Genomic DNA, 14,930 nt, shown 5'->3' on the forward strand with positions numbered 1-14,930 from the left:
TCGTCTGGGTTAAACCTTGCCGGTTTATCAGGACAGGGAGCACTGGATGCTCAGGCGATGGCTTGGCGCGGCAGCACGGCGAGCCAGAGTTCGACCTCGCCGCTGCCGGTGTCCGGGTCAAAGGCGGCGCCATAGCGCTCGAAATCGGGCTTGTGGGCCGACTGGTAAGCGGACTGCGCCAGCCAGTCCAGCGCCTGCTGCCAGGTGTGCGGCATGGTCGAGACATGCCCCTGATGCAGGAAAACGGCATAGGTCTGGGGCTCGATGCGCATCCGCCCCAGCGTCTTGGGCAGCACCTCCAGCGCGGCGACCTCCACCGCACACATGTATTCGCACTCGGTCGCGGTCACGCCGCAGATGACGCCATAGGCATGCTCGCCCAGCTGGCCCGGCAGCGGGCCGAGGGCGCTGAAATCGCGCCATTGGCCGCCGAAGTCGGCGTGGGCGAAGGCATGGTGACGACGCAGGCCGCCTAGCAGCATGGGGCGGCCGGTTTCAAAACGGATGGGGTCTGTCATGACACCTCCTGTGCAAGATGGGGTGGCAGCGCTGCGCGCTCAGCACTCCTTGCCTTCGCTGAGTTTGCGTTGATAGTCCGCGGAGACGATGGCCAGCGCCGCCAGGGCGAGGGCCGGCTCAATCAGGTTGGTCTCCAGCAGTTCGATGAGATCCACCGCGAGCTGGACCTCGGGCGGGGCAGTTTCCAATGACATGACAGACTCCGTAACGGGGAAAACGCCATTATACAGGGCCGCGCCCGGATGGGGACCTGTCTGGTGTTGCGGGCGACCCGGCTAGAGGTGCTGGCGCATCTCCTGCTCGATCTGCTCGCGCAGGGCCATCAATTTGAGGGCGTACTGCTGCAACTGCCGATCGCTCTCGTTTTGCGGTTGCCACTGGGGCACCTGGGTCGGTTTGCCGTTCTCGTCCATGGCCACGAAGATGATGATGCAGTGAGTGGTCTTGTGGCGCTCCCGGCTGGCCGGGTGGCGGCTGTAGACATCCACCGCCAGGTGCATGCTGGTGGTGCCGGTGTGGATCACCTGGGCGTGCACCTCCACCAGCTGGCCTATCTGGATGGGGCGCAGAAAACGGATCCCCCCCACGTAGACGGTCACCGCGTAGCCGCCGCACCAGCCGGCGGCGCAGGCGTAGCCCGCCTGATCGATCCACTTCATCACCATGCCGCCGTGTACCTTGCCGCCGAAGTTGACGTCGGCGGGCTCGGCCAGAAACTGCAGGGTCAGCTCGCGGGGTGGGGTCATGGGTGCTCCTTGATTGAGGGTCATTGCCGGTAGCTCTTGCGATAGGCGTCAGCCTGCTGGCAGGGTGCCAGGTTGTTGAGGTCGGGCCGCTTGTTGCCCTCGCGCTGACCAAAACTGGCGAACTCCTGCTGGCATTTGGCGGCCTTGCCACCCGCCTTGATGCAGGCGTCGATCCGCTGTTGCTTGCCCTGCTCGACCAGCTGCTGCTGGGCCTGCTGGCAGGCGGCATCCAGCTTGGCCTGTTTGGCATCCCTGTCTTCTACCGCGGCCAGCAGGCTGGCCGAGAGGCTGCAACCGAGCAGCAGTATGGTAATTTTCATGGCTTTTCTCCTGAAGGGGGGCGTCCCGCGATGACCAGGGCTATCCCCCCCAGAATGCCCAGTGATGACAATAACAACCGCAGCGACCAGGACTCATCCAACCAGATGAGCCCGGCCAGGGCGGCGAGCAGAGGCACCAGCAACTGCACGCTGGCGGCCAGGGTGTGACCAAGGTGGGGCAGCACCAGATACCAGAGCACATAGCCAAGGCCAGAGGCCAGTGCACCGGAGGTCAGGGCATAGCCGATGGCGGCGGGGCTGGTCTGCAACTGCCCTAGCAGCAGATAGAGCAGGGCGGCTGGCAGGCTGGCCCGCAGAAAGTGGCCGGCGTTGGCGGCGATTGGATCGGCAAAGCGCGAGGCCCGCAGGGTATAGCTGGCCCAGGCGATGCCGGCCAGGATCATCAGGGCCGCCCCCAGCGGATCCGGCGCACTGAGGCCGGGCAGCAGCAACACCAGCAAACCCGCCATGGCGAGCAGCAGGCCGAGCCATTGACACCGGGGCAGGGACTCCCCGCGCAGCAAGGGCGGTGCCAGCATGCTGAGCTGGACGGCGGCAAACAACAGCAGGGCGCCGGTGCCCGCCGTCAGGGTGAGGTAGGAGAACGAAAAGGCGGCGCCATAGGTGACCAGGGCCAGGGCTCCCCCCCAGTCTCCCTGGCGGGGCGACTGCTTGCGCGCGCCGCATAGCAGCACCAGTACCAGGGCGCCGCTGGTCAGGCGCAGCAGGGTGAAGAGGGCGGGATCCATCCGTTCTTCGAACAGGGCCAGCCGGCAGAGCACCGAGTTGGCGGCGAACGCCATCAGGGTCAGCAGGGTCAGCAGCAACAGGCGTGGCAGTGGCATCCATTCACCTTGAGTTCAGTGGGCGCAGCCCAGCATGGAAAATCATGCAAAAGAGGAGGTCTTATGAAACAAATGCTGGAGCAATTGATGGGCGCTGGCAAGGGCTGGCTCAACGAAGGCGGCGACAGCCGCAAGGCGCAGATGAAGGGGATGGCGCAAGGGGGCCTCGCGGCCGGCGCCATGGCCCTGCTGCTTGGCAACAAGAAGATGCGCAAATATGGCGGCAAGGTGGCGGCGGTGGGGGGCGCGGCGGCGCTCGGCGGGCTGGCCTACAAGCTCTATCAGGATTGGCAGGCCCAGCAGTCAAGCCCGGCCCAGCCGACCCAGCCCCTCGATACCCTGCAAGGCAATGCGCTGGATGCCAGAGCTGCGCTCTTGGTGCGCGCCATGGTGGCGGCAGCCAGGGCCGACGGCCATATCGATGGCGACGAGCGCCAGAAGATCCAGCAGTACCTGACCGAGCAGGGCCAGAGCGATGCGGCTCGTTGGATCGATGCCGAGCTGGCCCGCCCGCTCGACCCCCATGCCCTGGCGCGGGAAGTGACCGACATGGAGCTGGCGACCGAGGTCTACCTCGCCTCCCTGCTCGCCATCGAGGTGGATCACTTCATGGAGCGCGGTTATCTGGACGAGCTGGCGCGCGCCCTGAAGCTTGATGACAACCTCAAAGGCAGCATAGAGCGGCAGGTGGCCCAGCTGGCGTAGCCGGCCTGAACCCCGTCAGGGACAAGGATTGTCGATGAGGCCCCGTTACGGGGCCTTGCTGTTTTTGGCGGGCACGGCGGTCAGTTGCCGATGAATAAGCTCGGCCAGCCGGATCAGGGCGGCCTCCAGTTGCGGACTCCAGGGATGGGAGCTGTTGAGGCGCAGGCAGTGATTGTGCAGCCCCTTGCTGGAGAAAAGGGCGCCGGGGGCCAGTGAAAAACCGCTGGCCAGCGCCTGGGCGTGCAGGGCGCGGCTGTCGAGGCGCGGATCAAACTCGAGCCAGAGAAAGTAACCGCCATCGGGGGAGGAGATGCTCACTTCCCCCGGCAGCAGGCGCAGCAGGGCGGCCCGCATCTGCTGCTGGCGCTGAGCCAGGGTGTGGCGCAGCCGGCGAAAGTGGGCATCCACGCCGCCCTGGCGCAGCATCTCGGCCAGCGCCAGCTGGCTTGGCACATTGGTGGAGAGGGTCGACATCAGCTGCAGTCGCTGCACCCGCTCGGCGTGGCGACCGGCCACCACCCAGCCGACCCGAAAGCCGGGCGCCAGGCACTTGGAAAAGGAGCTGCACAGCAGGCTGTCGCCACTGGTATCCCAATACTTGATGGGCCTTGGCCGCTCGCGGCCGAAGTAGACCTCGGCATAGACGTCGTCCTCCACCAGCGCGACCCCACGCCGGTTGAGCAGCGCCATCAGTGCCTGCTTGTGGTCATCCGGCATGGTGTGACCGAGCGGGTGCTGGACATTGCCCATCAGCCAGCACGCCTTGATGGGGCGCTGGGCAAGGGCCTCCTCCAGCAGGGCGAGATCGATGCCCACCCCCGGGATCACCGGGATCTCCACCGCATTGAGCTTGAGTCGCTCGATGGCCTGCAGGGCGCCGTAGAAGGTGGGGGACTCCACCACTACCCAGTCGCCGGGCTCGGTCAGCACCTGCAGGCTGAGGGAGAGTGCCTCCATGGCGCCGGTGGTGATGATGATCTGCTGGGGGTCTACCGCCAGCCCCTCGCCGGCGTAGCGCTGGGCGATGGCCCGGCGCAGCGCCTCGTTGCCGGGAGGCAGATCTGCCACCGTGCTGAAGGGGTCGAGTCGGCGCATGCTGCTGGCTAGCGCCCGGCCGAGCTGGGGGTGGGGGAACAGGGTGGGGTCGGCCACCGCCATGCCGAGCGGCACCAGCTCCCGCGACTTGCTCGCCTGCAACACCTCGAACACCAGATCGTTGATGTCCACCGAGCCGCTGTAGTGCGCCTGCTGGGGCAGGCTGACTGCCTGGCGGGAGGGGGCGGCCTTGACGTAGTAGCCGGATTGGGGCCGCGCCAGGATGAGGCCGCGGCTTTCGAGCAGCTGGTAGGCCTGCAACACCGTCATGGGGCTGAGGCCATGGGTCTTGCAGCTCTGGCGGATGGAGGGGATGCGCTCCCCCGGCTGCCAGAGGCCGCTCGTTATCTGCTGTTGCAGCTGATCTGCCAGCTGGCCGTATAGGGACATGGTGGGCTTAAACTGTTATAGGTGTATTTCACTATAACTGCATCTGTTATAGGTGTCATGGACCGTGATGTACTTAACGGGCGAAAACCTGTCTGTTAAATGCAACATAGAGAGTCATGCATGATAAGCCTGGATGATGTGGTCAGCCTCTCCCGAATGCAGTTCGGGGCGACGGCGATGTTCCACTTTCTGTTTGTGCCCCTCACCCTGGGGCTGTCCTGGATCCTGGTGATTGCCGAGTCGGCCTACGTGATGACCGGCAAGGTGATCTACAAAGACATCACCCGTTTCTGGGGCAAGCTGTTTGGCATCAACTTCGTGATGGGGGTGACCACCGGCATTACCCTGGAGTTCCAGTTCGGTACCAACTGGGCCTACTACTCCCACTATGTCGGCGACATCTTCGGCACGCCGCTGGCGGTGGAGGGGCTGATGGCCTTCTTCCTCGAGTCCACCCTGGTGGGTCTGTTCTTCTTCGGCTGGGACAAGCTCTCCCGTGGTCAACACCTGCTGGTGACCATGCTGGTGGCGCTCGGCTCCAACCTCTCCGCGCTCTGGATCCTCATCGCCAACGGCTGGATGCAAAACCCGGTCGGTGCCGAGTTCAACCCCATGACCATGCGCATGGAGCTGGTGGACGTGGCCGCGGTGATCTTCAACCCGGTGGCCCAGGTCAAGTTCGTGCACACGGTGGCGGCGGGTTATGTGGCGGCCTCCCTGTTCGTGATGGGGGTGAGCAGCTGGTATCTGCTGCGCCGCATGGAGGTGCGCTTCGCCCTGCGCTCCTTTGCCATCGCCTCGGGCTTTGGTCTGGCAGCCATCCTCTCGGTCATCGTGCTCGGCGACGAGTCGGGCTATCGCACCGGCGAGGTGCAGCAGGTGAAGCTGGCTGCCATCGAGGCGGAGTGGCACACCGAGCCGGCGCCGGCCTCCTTTACCCTGTTCGGTTTTCCGGATCAGACCGCCGAGACCACCCATGCCGCGGTGAAGATCCCCTATCTGATGGGCATCATCGCCACCCGCTCCCTCGATGAGCAGGTCACGGGCCTCAAAGATCTCAAGGCGCGGCACGAGGAGCGCATTCGCAGCGGCATGCTGGCCCACGAGGCGCTGGAAACGATGCGGGCGGACGGCAGCAACCAGGCGGCGCGAGCGATCTTCGATCGTCATCGGCAGGATCTGGGCTATGGCCTCTTGCTCACCCCCTATGCCAAGGAGATTGGCAAGGCGGACGAGGCGGCCATCGCCAAGGCGGTGGCGGACTCCATCCCCCAGGTGGCGCCGCTGTTCTGGAGCTTTAGGCTGATGGTGGGCATCGGCGTGGTGCTGCTGGCGCTGTTTGCTGCCGCCTTCCTGCAGCTGTGCCGGGGCAAGCTGGTGCAATCCCCGCGTCTGCTCAAGGCCCTGTTCTGGTCTATTCCGCTGCCCTGGATTGCCATCGAGGCGGGCTGGTTCGTGGCCGAGTTTGGTCGCCAGCCGTGGACCATCAGCGACGTGCTGCCGGTGTCGGCGTCCGTCTCCTTGCTGACCCCGGGCCAGCTCTGGTTCAGCCTGATCTCCATCTGTCTCATCTACACCAGCCTGCTGGTGGTGGAGTTGTTCTTGTTGCGTCATGTGATCCGCAAAGGGCCCGCCAGCCTGCAGACGGGTCGCTATCAAGGTGAAGTGTTGCAAAACGGGAGTCCTGCCTGATGGATTACGAAACCCTGAAATTGATCTGGTGGGGGCTGGTGCTGTTCATGCTGGTCGGCTTCGTGGTGATGGATGGTTTCGATCTCGGCGTGGCCATGCTGCTGCCGGTGGTGGCCAAGAACGACGAGGAGCGGCGGGTGCTGCTCAACAGCGTGGGGCCGGTGTGGGAGGGCAACCAGGTGTGGCTCATCGCCGGGGCCGGCGCCCTGTTCGCCGCCTGGCCGCTGGTCTATGCCGCCGCCTTCTCGGCGCTCTACGTGCCCTTCATGTTCCTGCTGTTCGGCCTGTTCCTGCGGCCGGTCGGCTTTGACTATCGCAGCAAGCTGGCGGACCCGGTCTGGCGCCGCTGGTGGGATCGCGCGCTGGTGGTGGGTGGCCTGCTGCCGACCCTGGTGTTTGGCGCTACCTTGGGCTTTTTGCTGCAGGGGCTGCCGTTTCGCTTCGATGCGGCCCTTCGCATCCACTACGGTGCCTTTGACTTCCACTGGCCGCTGCTGTTGACCTGCATGGGGACAGCGCTGGCGCTGTTGTTGCTGCACGGCGCCAGCTTCCTGCAGTGCAAGACCCAGGGAGAGATCGCCCGGCGCTGCGCACGCCAGAGCCTCTGGCTCGGCCCGCTGGCGAGCGGCCTGTTTGCCCTGGGCGGCGTCTGGCTCAGCCAGATGGCCGGCTACCGGGTGCTGGAGATAGGGGATATCAACGGGGCGCTCACCCCGCTGATGAAGGAGGTGGGGGTGGCCCAGCAGGGCTGGCTTGCCAACTTTGTGGCCCATCCCTGGCTCTGGTGCGTGCCGGCGCTCGGCCTGGTGCTGCCCATGGTGAGCAGCCTGGCCAGCGCCCGCGAACTGCCGCGCACGGCTTTGCTCGCCAGTGGCGGCGCCTGCGCCAGCATGATGCTGACCATCGCCATCGCCCTGTTCCCGTTCGTGCTGCCCTCGTCGCTGGATCCGTCCAGCAGCCTGACCCTGTGGGACAGCACCTCCAGCGAGCGCACCCTCTTCATCATGCTGGGGATTGTCGGGGTGCTGATGCCCATCAACATCGGTTATACCCTCTGGGTCTACCGGGTGGTGCGCGGCAAGATGAGCGCCCAGCAGATCCGCCAGCACGGCCACAGCCTCTACTAACCCTCTTCAACCAAAGGATCATGCGATATGTGGTATTTCACCTGGATTCTGGGGCTGGGCTTCGCCCTGTTGTGCGGGCTGGTCAACCTGCTCTGGCTGGAGGCGCGCTGGGCCGCCGATGAGGATCTCAAGGAGTCTTGAGACGCAGCCATGAAAAGGCCGACACAGGTGTCGGCCTTTTTTGCATCTTGCTGGAAGGGTCACTTAGGCGGGGAGGGCAACCCGGGCGGCCTGCCGCTCGCTGACATGGGTGAGGCCGTAGGCCAGCAGCACGATCAGCGCCCCGATCCAGGGGGTGTGCATCAGACCCAGGTGTTCCACCACCAGGCCGCCGACGACGGAGCCCAGCGCAATGCCGACGTTGAAGGCGGCAATATTGAGGCCCGATGCCACGTCCACCGCCCTGGGGGTGTGCTGCTCGGCCTGCTTCACCACCAGCACCTGCAGACCCGGCACGTTGCCAAAGGCAAACGCGCCCCACACCAGCACGGTCAGCACCGCCAGCACCGGGTGCGGCGCGGTGAAGGTGAGCACCAGCAACACCAATGCGAGACCGGCAAACAGCAGCTTCAGCGCAGGCAGCGGGCCCATCTTGTCAGCCAGCTTGCCACCCCAGATATTGCCGACGGCGACCGATACCCCGTACACCAGCAGAATGAGGCTCACCGCACCGGCGCTAAAGCCGCTCACCTGCTGCAGGATGGGGGCGAGAAAGGTAAACGCCGTGAAGGCACCGCCGTAACCGAGCGCCGTCTTGGCGTAGACCAGCAGCAAGGGCTTTTTGGTGAGCACCGAGAGCTGCTCGCGGATGGTCGAGGCCGCCCCCTTGGGCAGGTTGCTCGGGATCAGCAGCAGGCTGCCCACCATGGCGACGAGGCCAAGCAGGCTCACTGCCAGAAAGGTCTCGCGCCAGCCAAAGACCTGACCAATCCAGGTGCCGAGCGGCACGCCGGTCACCAGCGCGATGGTGAGGCCGCTGAACATGATGGCGATGGCGCTGGCCGCCTTCTCCTTGGCCACCAAGCCGGTGGCGATGGTGCTGCCCACCGAGAAGAAGACCCCGTGCGCCAGCCCGGTCAGGATGCGGGCCACGATCAGGCTCTCGTAACCGGGGGCCTGCCAGGCCAGCAGGTTGCCGGCGGTAAAGAGCGCCATCAGCCCCACCAGCAGCCACTTGCGTGGCACCTTGCCGGTGAGCGCCGTTAAGATTGGGGCGCCGATGGCCACGCCAAGGGCATAGAGGCTGACCAAGAGGCCCGCCGAGGGGAGCGAGACATTCAGCTGTTCGGCGATGGTGGGGATAAGTCCCACGATCACAAATTCAGTGGTGCCGATCGCAAAGGCACTCAGGGTGAGGGCAAATAACGCCAGTGGCATAACAACTCCTTGGATAGGGACTCCCGACGGGAGAATGGCACCAGTATGCCGAGGGTGTTTGTTGGTAAAAATGACGGTGACATCAAATTACTTTTGCCAAATTAGCAGCAATGGAACCGTGAAATAGGGTTGTAGGAGTGGTTGAAGCAGAGTGGTAAGAACAGCTCGTAGCGTGCGAGGTGGGGGCAGAGACAACGTGTACGGCAGTAATCAGTACATAGCGAGCAGGGACAAAGAGGAAAGAGGTAAGAGATAAAGGGTTGAGGGAAGGCTTTGGGAGAGCGGCACAGGCGGCTGTGCCGCGGTGTTGGAGACAAAAAGCGGGAGGCATGATGCCTCCCGCTGGTGCTGAAGAATGTCATTGAGCGTTATTTGCTCCCTTCTCCCCTTGCGGGAGAAGGGTTGGGGATGAGGGGGCCGTCGCTTGCCCCTCACCCTAACCCTCTCCCGTAGGGAGAGGGGATAGCTCGTGGCTGCAATAGGCTCGTGATGGTTGCCGGTACCCGCCGCCGAAGCGAGAGGTCATGGCTCCACTCCTATTTAATCCCAATCCGGCGCAAAGTCCGGGTTGGCGCAGCGCTCGCCCCGCTCCAGGGTCGCGATGGCGGCCATCTCATCGCGACTGAGTTGCACCTTCAGCGCCGCCAGGTTGGCGGCCAGATTCTCCCGCTTGGTGGAGCTCGGGATCACCGCCATGCCCTGGGCCAGCAGCCAGGCCAGCGACACTTGGGCCGCCGAGACGCCGTGGCGCTTGCCGATCTCCATCAGCAGCGGCTCGGTGAGCACCTTGCCATAGGCGAGCGGCATATAGGCGGTGATGGCGATGCCGTGGGCCAGGCAGAATTCCACCACCTTGCGGTTTTGCAGCAGCGGGTGGATCTCCACCTGCTGATGGGCGATGACGCCCGGCCCCAGGATCTCGATGGCCTGTTTGAGTTGGGCCACGGTGAAGTTGGAAACCCCGATCTCGCGGGTCAGGCCCCGAGCCTTGGCCTCGGCCAACTGTTCCAGATAGACCGCCATCGGCACCTCATCCTTGGGGGAGGGCCAGTGAATAAGCGTCAGGTCCAGATAGTCGGTGCCCAGTTTTTCCAGGCTCACCTCCAGGCTCGGGATCACCTTGCCCGGCCCGAACTCGCTGGTCCACACCTTGGTGGTCAGGTAGATATCCTGGCGGGGTATACCGCTCTCGCTCATCAGCTGGCCCACTTCGGCCTCGTTGGCGTAGATCTGGGCGGTATCGATATGGCGGTAGCCAAGCTCGAGCCCCTGCAGCAGAGAGTCGCGCAGGGGTTGGCCGGTCAGGCGAAAGGTACCAAGACCCAGGTTGGGTATCTTCATCATGTTGTTCCTCAAATAGGTGGCAAAAGGGCGCTCAGCGGCGCGGCAAATCAGGCGTCCAGCGGCTGATAGCGGCGAATGGTGCTGCTGGCAAACCAGGGCTCGGCCCTGGCGACAAAGTCGGTAAAGTGGGGCTGGCCCTGATGGGCGCGAAGGGCGGCCTCGCTCTCCCACACCTCGTAGAGCATCCAGCTGTGGGGATTGTCCAGATCCTGATGCAGCTGGTAGCGCAGGCAGCCAGCCTCCAGCAAGGTGGCGGCGATCAGCGGATCCAGGGCGGCGCGAAACTGGGGGGCGAATTCGGGTTTGGCTTCAAGCTGGGCAATCACAATCACGGGTGATGACATCGGAACCTCCTTGCAAAAACGAAGGGTCAGTATGCCCACCGAGACTTGCCAGAAACAGGGCCGCTGTCGCAAAACAGTATTGAGAATAGAGCAGCAATAGAAAACTATATAAATATGAAAGAGTTATATTGAAAGTAATAAAACCCTTATAAAGAATTTGTAGTTTTTTCTAAATTACGTCCAATGTTCACTGCTAGCACGAGTATTTCGAGTGTCTCTTTATAGCCATCAATAGTTGGAGCTTTACTGAAGGTGCCTCCATATTTTATGTCCTGAACGACTGCATCGATTAAGTGGTAAAAATGAATTATTTGCTGCGCAACTTGCTTATCAACAGCACCTAAGTGCCTACAGTTCTCTTGATAGACGAGAGAATAATGAAGAGGTATTTCTGATGCAATTATGTATGTTTCATTTGGATTGTTTTTTTAAGTGGGATATGGCATCCTCAATATTATCTATAATTCTTCTGACTTCGATTAATCTCATCAAAGCTGATATTTCAGCAAGAAGGCATTTTGTTATCTGCTGTGAGAATACCTTTTCTCTTTTACTTTCAATGAAAATGGTAGGTACTAATGAAGATAATGCACCTATTACTGCCCCTCCAATGGCTGCAATCACAGGAATCCATTCGTTAGGCTCTTTAATTGTCATTGCCTTTATTGCTTCTGTAAGTAGTGCAGTTTCTTCTATGTTCATATAGTTACCTTAATAAAATCATTGTGAGCATTAAAAATTATAATATTCTCACATAAAAGCTATTGTCATAGCTAGTAAATTACTTTTATAAGGGGGCTGTGTCTAGCTAGGATATTAATTGGGACAGAGAGATTATATCTCTTGCCCCATATAATCAGGTATTGGCCGGCTCGGACCAGACCGCAAATTCATTGCCGCTGGGCTCGACAAAGTGAAAGCGGTGGCCACCGGGAAAATCGAACAGGGGGCGAACTATGGTGCCCCCGGTGCCGGCTACCTTGCTCTGGGTCGCTTCAATATCGGCGCTGTAGAACACCAGCAGGGCGCCACCTTGCGCGCTCTGGCTGCAGAGATCGGCGCGATAGAAGCCGCCATCCAGCCCTTCCCCCTCGAAGGCGCAATAATCGGGGCCATAATCGGCAAATTGCCAGCCGAAAGCGGCCTGAAAGAAGGCCTTGGTGGCGGCAAGATCTCTGGCCGCAAACTCCACATAGTTCAGTTTTTCATGGGACCTGGTCATGAGGCTCTCCTTGTCGGTGATTATTTCGGTTGCCAGCGTTTTTGCGTGCGGCTCGTGGAGTGGGGCAAAGCGTCCCAAGGAGTCAGTTTGAGCTGCTTGCGCCGAAACTAGAGCCAGGTCGCCATCAGCAGACCGACCCCTATGCCAAACAGCAGGCTCTGGCGCAGGGCGAATGCTGGCGTTACCTCATGTTGCCAGCCGAAGAACCACATCAACACCCCCCAGATAGCGCCAGTGGGGATCCCCAGAGCAAGGACATTGACCAGAAAGCGTTCGTAGTGGGGTGGCCTGATGGTGAACCCAGCCTTTCGCAGCAGCCAGGTGATCGGCGGGTTGTAGTTGAGCGTCTGCACTCCCTTCTCTGCTAGCTCCCGGTGGGCGGCGGCCAGCCTGTTGTCGAATATCATAGGTCGTCCTTGTTATGGCGTGGCGCCATACGATGCCGTTTTGGCTGCATTGTACCGGCAAAGGGCGAACCTGGTATGCGCAGGTCATCACGTTATTTATCCGTGGAAATACAGAATGCTGCGCCATACGGCCTTGCCAACTCAAGGACAATACGCCTATAAAGGCCCATTACTCTTGTCTGGATTGCAGCAATGAAGACCCATTCTGATGAACTGACCCTGTTTGTGGCGGTGGTGGAGGCGGGCAGTTTTCGCCAAGCGGCGGAGAACCTCGGCATGGACAATTCGGTGGTAAGTCGCGGCATCAAGCGGCTGGAAGAGAAGCTCTCGACCGTGCTGCTCAACCGCACCACGAGGCGGGTCAGCCTGACCGAGGAGGGGAGCTGGTTCTACCAGCGGGCGGTGAAGATCCTGACCGAGATGAGCGAGGCGGAGGGGCTGCTGCTGATGCGCCGCGAGCAGCCGGAGGGGGTATTGCGGGTCGATGCCGCCACCCCCTTCATCCTGCACCGGCTGGTGCCCATCATCGGCGAGTTTCGCCGCCGCTATCCCGCCATCGAGCTGCAACTGCACAGCTCCGAGGGCTTCATCAACCTGATGGAGCGGCGGGTGGACATGGCCATTCGTATCGGCGAGCTGACCGACTCCTCCCTGCGGGCGCTGCCGCTGGGCCGCTCGCGGCTGCGGTTGCTGGCATCCCCCGACTATTTGCGCGAGCATGGCACCCCGCGCCAGCCGGCGGATCTGCTGAGCGGGCACGAGCTGCTCGGTTTTTTGCACCCCGATCACCTCAACCACTGGCCACTGCTGAGCCAGGAGCAGGGGGACCGCTTTCCCATCACCCCGACCCTGCGCGCCAGCAGCGGTGAAACCTTGCGCCAGCTGGCGCTGCGGGGGCAGGGGATCGTCTGTCTGTCGGATTTCATGACCGGGCAGGATCGGGTGAGCGGGGCTCTGGTGGAGGTGCTGGCCCGCAGCAACAGCGGTGCCTCGCGTCCCATCAATGCGGTGTTCTACTCCGATGCCCAGCGCGACATCCGGCTGCGGGTCTGGCTCGATTTCCTCAAAGAACAGCTCGGCAGCGAGATGCTCTAGCGCCCCTACTCTGACCGGGCTGCCCGCCAGAACGAGCCCGTTGTGCTTGGGGTGTCTGCCGAGGGAGGATAGGGGGCGTCATCATCAGGACAGCGCTAAAAAAGAGAGGCCGACATTGCTGTCGGCCTCTCACGTTTTTCAGCTCAAGGCTGGGTCGGTTACCCGATCACTCCTCTTCTGCCCAACGGCGTGAACGTTCCACCGCCTTCTTCCAGCCGTTGTAGCGCTTGGCGCGATCGTCGCGGTCCATCTGCGGGATGAACTCGCGGTCCACGCTGAACTTGTCTTCCAGCTCTTCCGAGCTCTTCCAGAAGCCGACGGCGAGGCCGGCCAGGAAGGCGGCGCCCATGGCGGTGGTCTCGATCCGGGTCGGACGCACTACCGGGGTGTGCATCATGTCGGCCTGGAACTGCATCAGGAAGTCGTTGGCTACCGCGCCACCGTCTACCTTGAGGGCCGCCAGCTTGATGCCGGAGTCCTGCTGCATCGCATCCAGCACATCGCGGCTCTGATAGGCGATGGATTCCAGCGCGGCACGGATGATGTGGTTGCGGTTGGCGCCGCGGGTCAGGCCGACCATGGTGCCGCGAGCATACGGATCCCAGTAGGGGGCGCCCAGACCGACGAAGGCCGGTACCAGGTAGACGCCGTTGGTGTCGCCCACCTTGGAGGCGAAATAGTCGGTGTCGCGGGCATCGTGAATGATCTTCAGCTCGTCACGCAGCCACTGGATGGTGGCGCCACCCATGAATACCGCACCCTCGAGGGCATAATTCACTTCCCCTTTCGGGCCGATGGCGACCGTGGTCAGCAGGCCGTTGCTGGAGCGAACCGGTTCGGTGCCGGTGTTCATCAGCATGAAGCAGCCGGTGCCGTAGGTGTTCTTGGCCATCCCTTTCTCGAAGCAGAGCTGGCCGAACAGGGCAGACTGCTGGTCACCGGCAATACCGGCGATGGGGATGCGGGATCCGCCGCCACGGGTGGTGTAGCCGTACACTTCGGAAGAGGGTTTCACTTGTGGCAGCATGGACATGGGGATGCCCAGCTCGTCCAACATCTTCTGATCCCACTTCAGGTCGCGGATGTTGTAGAGCATGGTGCGGGAGGCGTTGGTCGGGTCGGTGACATGCACTTCGCCGTTGGTCATCTTCCACACCAGCCAGGTGTCGATGGTGCCGAACAGCAGCTCGCCGTTCATCGCCTTCTCGCGGGCCCCTTCGACGTTGTCGAGGATCCACTTCACCTTGGTGCCGGAGAAATAGGCGTCCAGCACCAGACCGGTGTTTTCACGCACGTACTCTTCCAGGCCGCGCGCTTTCAGTTCTTCACAGATGGCCGCGGTGCGGCGGCACTGCCAGACGATGGCGTTGTAGATGGGTTTGCCGGTGGCCTTTTCCCATACCACTGTGGTTTCACGCTGGTTGGTGATGCCGATGGCGGAGATTTCTTCGCTGCGAAGGCCAGTCTTGGCCAGCACTTCGGTAAAGACGGAGGACTGGGTCGCCCAGATCTCCATCGGGTCGTGCTCCACCCAGCCCGCTTTCGGGTAGTGCTGGGTGAATTCGCGCTGGGAGGTACCGACTATGTTGGCGTCCTGGTCAAACACGATGGCACGGGAAGAGGTAGTACCCTGGTCCAGAGCGACGACATATTTCTTTTCAGCAGACATGATGTTCTCCACGTTTTTATTTTCCACGTTTTT

General features: G+C 62.1%; 17 protein-coding genes and 1 pseudogene. 5 read left to right on the plus strand and 13 right to left on the minus strand.

The window, feature by feature from the left end:
* Nucleotides 1-50 precede the first annotated feature (50 nt).
* From E5E96_RS15580 to E5E96_RS15600, 5 genes are all read right to left on the minus strand, one after another.
* On the minus strand, nt 51-518 hold the full coding sequence (locus E5E96_RS15580) for a GyrI-like domain-containing protein (protein ID WP_103827700.1): 468 nt from the start codon (nt 516-518) through the stop codon (nt 51-53).
* A gap of 39 nt (nt 519-557) precedes the next feature.
* Complete coding sequence (gene rsmS / locus E5E96_RS15585; RefSeq protein WP_171282549.1) at nt 558-713, minus strand: pleiotropic regulatory protein RsmS; 156 nt, start codon at nt 711-713, stop codon at nt 558-560.
* 81 nt (nt 714-794) lie between these two features.
* The gene (locus E5E96_RS15590; RefSeq protein WP_101148800.1) at nt 795-1,265 is read right to left on the minus strand and encodes an acyl-CoA thioesterase; all 471 of its coding nucleotides are present in this window, start codon (nt 1,263-1,265) and stop codon (nt 795-797) included.
* Nucleotides 1,266-1,285: 20 nt separating this feature from the next.
* The gene (locus tag E5E96_RS15595) at nt 1,286-1,585 is read right to left on the minus strand and encodes a hypothetical protein (protein ID WP_171282550.1); all 300 of its coding nucleotides are present in this window, start codon (nt 1,583-1,585) and stop codon (nt 1,286-1,288) included.
* Nucleotides 1,582-2,430: an EamA family transporter gene (locus E5E96_RS15600; protein WP_171282551.1), complete on the minus strand. Its 849-nt coding sequence runs from the start codon at nt 2,428-2,430 to the stop codon at nt 1,582-1,584. Before E5E96_RS15600 ends, E5E96_RS15595 begins: the two co-directional genes overlap by 4 nt.
* Before the next feature lie 63 nt (nt 2,431-2,493).
* Here E5E96_RS15600 and E5E96_RS15605 point away from each other — a divergent pair, with 63 nt between their 5' ends.
* Nucleotides 2,494-3,135 (plus strand): tellurite resistance TerB family protein, encoded by a 642-nt coding sequence (locus tag E5E96_RS15605; protein ID WP_171282552.1) that lies wholly within the window; start codon nt 2,494-2,496, stop codon nt 3,133-3,135.
* Nucleotides 3,136-3,180: 45 nt separating this feature from the next.
* Here E5E96_RS15605 and E5E96_RS15610 read toward each other — a convergent pair whose 3' ends face one another.
* The gene (locus E5E96_RS15610) at nt 3,181-4,620 is read right to left on the minus strand and encodes a PLP-dependent aminotransferase family protein (protein WP_171282553.1); all 1,440 of its coding nucleotides are present in this window, start codon (nt 4,618-4,620) and stop codon (nt 3,181-3,183) included.
* A 120-nt stretch (nt 4,621-4,740) separates the two neighbouring features.
* Here E5E96_RS15610 and E5E96_RS15615 point away from each other — a divergent pair, with 120 nt between their 5' ends.
* From E5E96_RS15615 to cydX, 3 genes are read left to right on the plus strand one after another with little or no spacing between them, the layout of a single operon-like run.
* Complete coding sequence (locus E5E96_RS15615) at nt 4,741-6,312, plus strand: cytochrome ubiquinol oxidase subunit I (protein ID WP_171282554.1); 1,572 nt, start codon at nt 4,741-4,743, stop codon at nt 6,310-6,312.
* Nucleotides 6,312-7,439: a cytochrome d ubiquinol oxidase subunit II gene (cydB, locus tag E5E96_RS15620; protein WP_011705533.1), complete on the plus strand. Its 1,128-nt coding sequence runs from the start codon at nt 6,312-6,314 to the stop codon at nt 7,437-7,439. Before E5E96_RS15615 ends, cydB begins: the two co-directional genes overlap by 1 nt.
* Before the next feature lie 27 nt (nt 7,440-7,466).
* On the plus strand, nt 7,467-7,580 hold the full coding sequence (gene cydX / locus E5E96_RS15625) for a cytochrome bd-I oxidase subunit CydX (protein WP_005310033.1): 114 nt from the start codon (nt 7,467-7,469) through the stop codon (nt 7,578-7,580).
* Between the two features lie 63 nt (nt 7,581-7,643).
* On the opposite strand, the gene E5E96_RS15630 is transcribed toward cydX, so the two are convergent.
* From E5E96_RS15630 to E5E96_RS15655, 6 genes and pseudogenes are all read right to left on the minus strand, one after another.
* Nucleotides 7,644-8,816: an MFS transporter gene (locus E5E96_RS15630; RefSeq protein WP_171282555.1), complete on the minus strand. Its 1,173-nt coding sequence runs from the start codon at nt 8,814-8,816 to the stop codon at nt 7,644-7,646.
* 540 nt (nt 8,817-9,356) lie between these two features.
* Nucleotides 9,357-10,160 (minus strand): 2,5-didehydrogluconate reductase DkgB, encoded by an 804-nt coding sequence (dkgB, locus tag E5E96_RS15635; protein WP_171282556.1) that lies wholly within the window; start codon nt 10,158-10,160, stop codon nt 9,357-9,359.
* Between the two features lie 47 nt (nt 10,161-10,207).
* A complete protein-coding gene (locus E5E96_RS15640; protein ID WP_171282557.1) occupies nt 10,208-10,504 on the minus strand; it encodes a putative quinol monooxygenase in 297 nt (98 codons plus the stop codon).
* Between the two features lie 411 nt (nt 10,505-10,915).
* Nucleotides 10,916-11,206, minus strand: a complete 291-nt coding sequence (locus tag E5E96_RS15645) for a hypothetical protein (protein WP_171282558.1) — start codon at nt 11,204-11,206, stop codon at nt 10,916-10,918.
* 154 nt (nt 11,207-11,360) lie between these two features.
* Nucleotides 11,361-11,726, minus strand: coding sequence for a VOC family protein (locus E5E96_RS15650; protein WP_171282559.1), 366 nt, complete (start codon nt 11,724-11,726; stop codon nt 11,361-11,363).
* A 20-nt stretch (nt 11,727-11,746) separates the two neighbouring features.
* Nucleotides 11,747-12,133: pseudogene (locus E5E96_RS15655) on the minus strand (DUF6404 family protein).
* 192 nt (nt 12,134-12,325) lie between these two features.
* On the opposite strand from E5E96_RS15655, the gene E5E96_RS15660 reads away from it, so the two are divergent.
* A complete protein-coding gene (locus E5E96_RS15660) occupies nt 12,326-13,228 on the plus strand; it encodes a LysR substrate-binding domain-containing protein (protein WP_171282560.1) in 903 nt (300 codons plus the stop codon).
* 166 nt (nt 13,229-13,394) lie between these two features.
* Here the strand turns inward: E5E96_RS15660 and glpK are convergent, their stop codons facing one another.
* A complete protein-coding gene (gene glpK, locus E5E96_RS15665) occupies nt 13,395-14,897 on the minus strand; it encodes a glycerol kinase GlpK (protein ID WP_171282561.1) in 1,503 nt (500 codons plus the stop codon).
* Between the last annotated feature and the right edge of the window lie 33 nt (nt 14,898-14,930).

This window comes from Aeromonas sp. 1805 (genome assembly GCF_013085525.1).
In the GTDB taxonomy this organism is placed as follows: domain Bacteria; phylum Pseudomonadota; class Gammaproteobacteria; order Enterobacterales; family Aeromonadaceae; genus Aeromonas; species Aeromonas hydrophila.

Bases quoted from the DNA above. Each gene is read 5' to 3' on its own strand.
- E5E96_RS15660 (WP_171282560.1), top strand. From the start codon at position 12,326: ATGAAGACCCATTCTGATGAACTGACCCTGTTTGTGGCGGTGGTGGAG.
- cydX (WP_005310033.1), top strand. From the start codon at position 7,467: ATGTGGTATTTCACCTGGATTCTGGGGCTGGGCTTCGCCCTGTTGTGC.
- E5E96_RS15640 (WP_171282557.1), bottom strand. From the start codon at position 10,504: ATGTCATCACCCGTGATTGTGATTGCCCAGCTTGAAGCCAAACCCGAA.
- E5E96_RS15595 (WP_171282550.1), bottom strand. From the start codon at position 1,585: ATGAAAATTACCATACTGCTGCTCGGTTGCAGCCTCTCGGCCAGCCTG.
- E5E96_RS15645 (WP_171282558.1), bottom strand. From the start codon at position 11,206: ATGAACATAGAAGAAACTGCACTACTTACAGAAGCAATAAAGGCAATG.
- rsmS (WP_171282549.1), bottom strand. From the start codon at position 713: ATGTCATTGGAAACTGCCCCGCCCGAGGTCCAGCTCGCGGTGGATCTC.
- E5E96_RS15650 (WP_171282559.1), bottom strand. From the start codon at position 11,726: ATGACCAGGTCCCATGAAAAACTGAACTATGTGGAGTTTGCGGCCAGA.
- E5E96_RS15630 (WP_171282555.1), bottom strand. From the start codon at position 8,816: ATGCCACTGGCGTTATTTGCCCTCACCCTGAGTGCCTTTGCGATCGGC.
- cydB (WP_011705533.1), top strand. From the start codon at position 6,312: ATGGATTACGAAACCCTGAAATTGATCTGGTGGGGGCTGGTGCTGTTC.
- E5E96_RS15590 (WP_101148800.1), bottom strand. From the start codon at position 1,265: ATGACCCCACCCCGCGAGCTGACCCTGCAGTTTCTGGCCGAGCCCGCC.
- glpK (WP_171282561.1), bottom strand. From the start codon at position 14,897: ATGTCTGCTGAAAAGAAATATGTCGTCGCTCTGGACCAGGGTACTACC.
- E5E96_RS15600 (WP_171282551.1), bottom strand. From the start codon at position 2,430: ATGCCACTGCCACGCCTGTTGCTGCTGACCCTGCTGACCCTGATGGCG.
- E5E96_RS15580 (WP_103827700.1), bottom strand. From the start codon at position 518: ATGACAGACCCCATCCGTTTTGAAACCGGCCGCCCCATGCTGCTAGGC.
- dkgB (WP_171282556.1), bottom strand. From the start codon at position 10,160: ATGATGAAGATACCCAACCTGGGTCTTGGTACCTTTCGCCTGACCGGC.
- E5E96_RS15605 (WP_171282552.1), top strand. From the start codon at position 2,494: ATGAAACAAATGCTGGAGCAATTGATGGGCGCTGGCAAGGGCTGGCTC.
- E5E96_RS15610 (WP_171282553.1), bottom strand. From the start codon at position 4,620: ATGTCCCTATACGGCCAGCTGGCAGATCAGCTGCAACAGCAGATAACG.
- E5E96_RS15615 (WP_171282554.1), top strand. From the start codon at position 4,741: ATGATAAGCCTGGATGATGTGGTCAGCCTCTCCCGAATGCAGTTCGGG.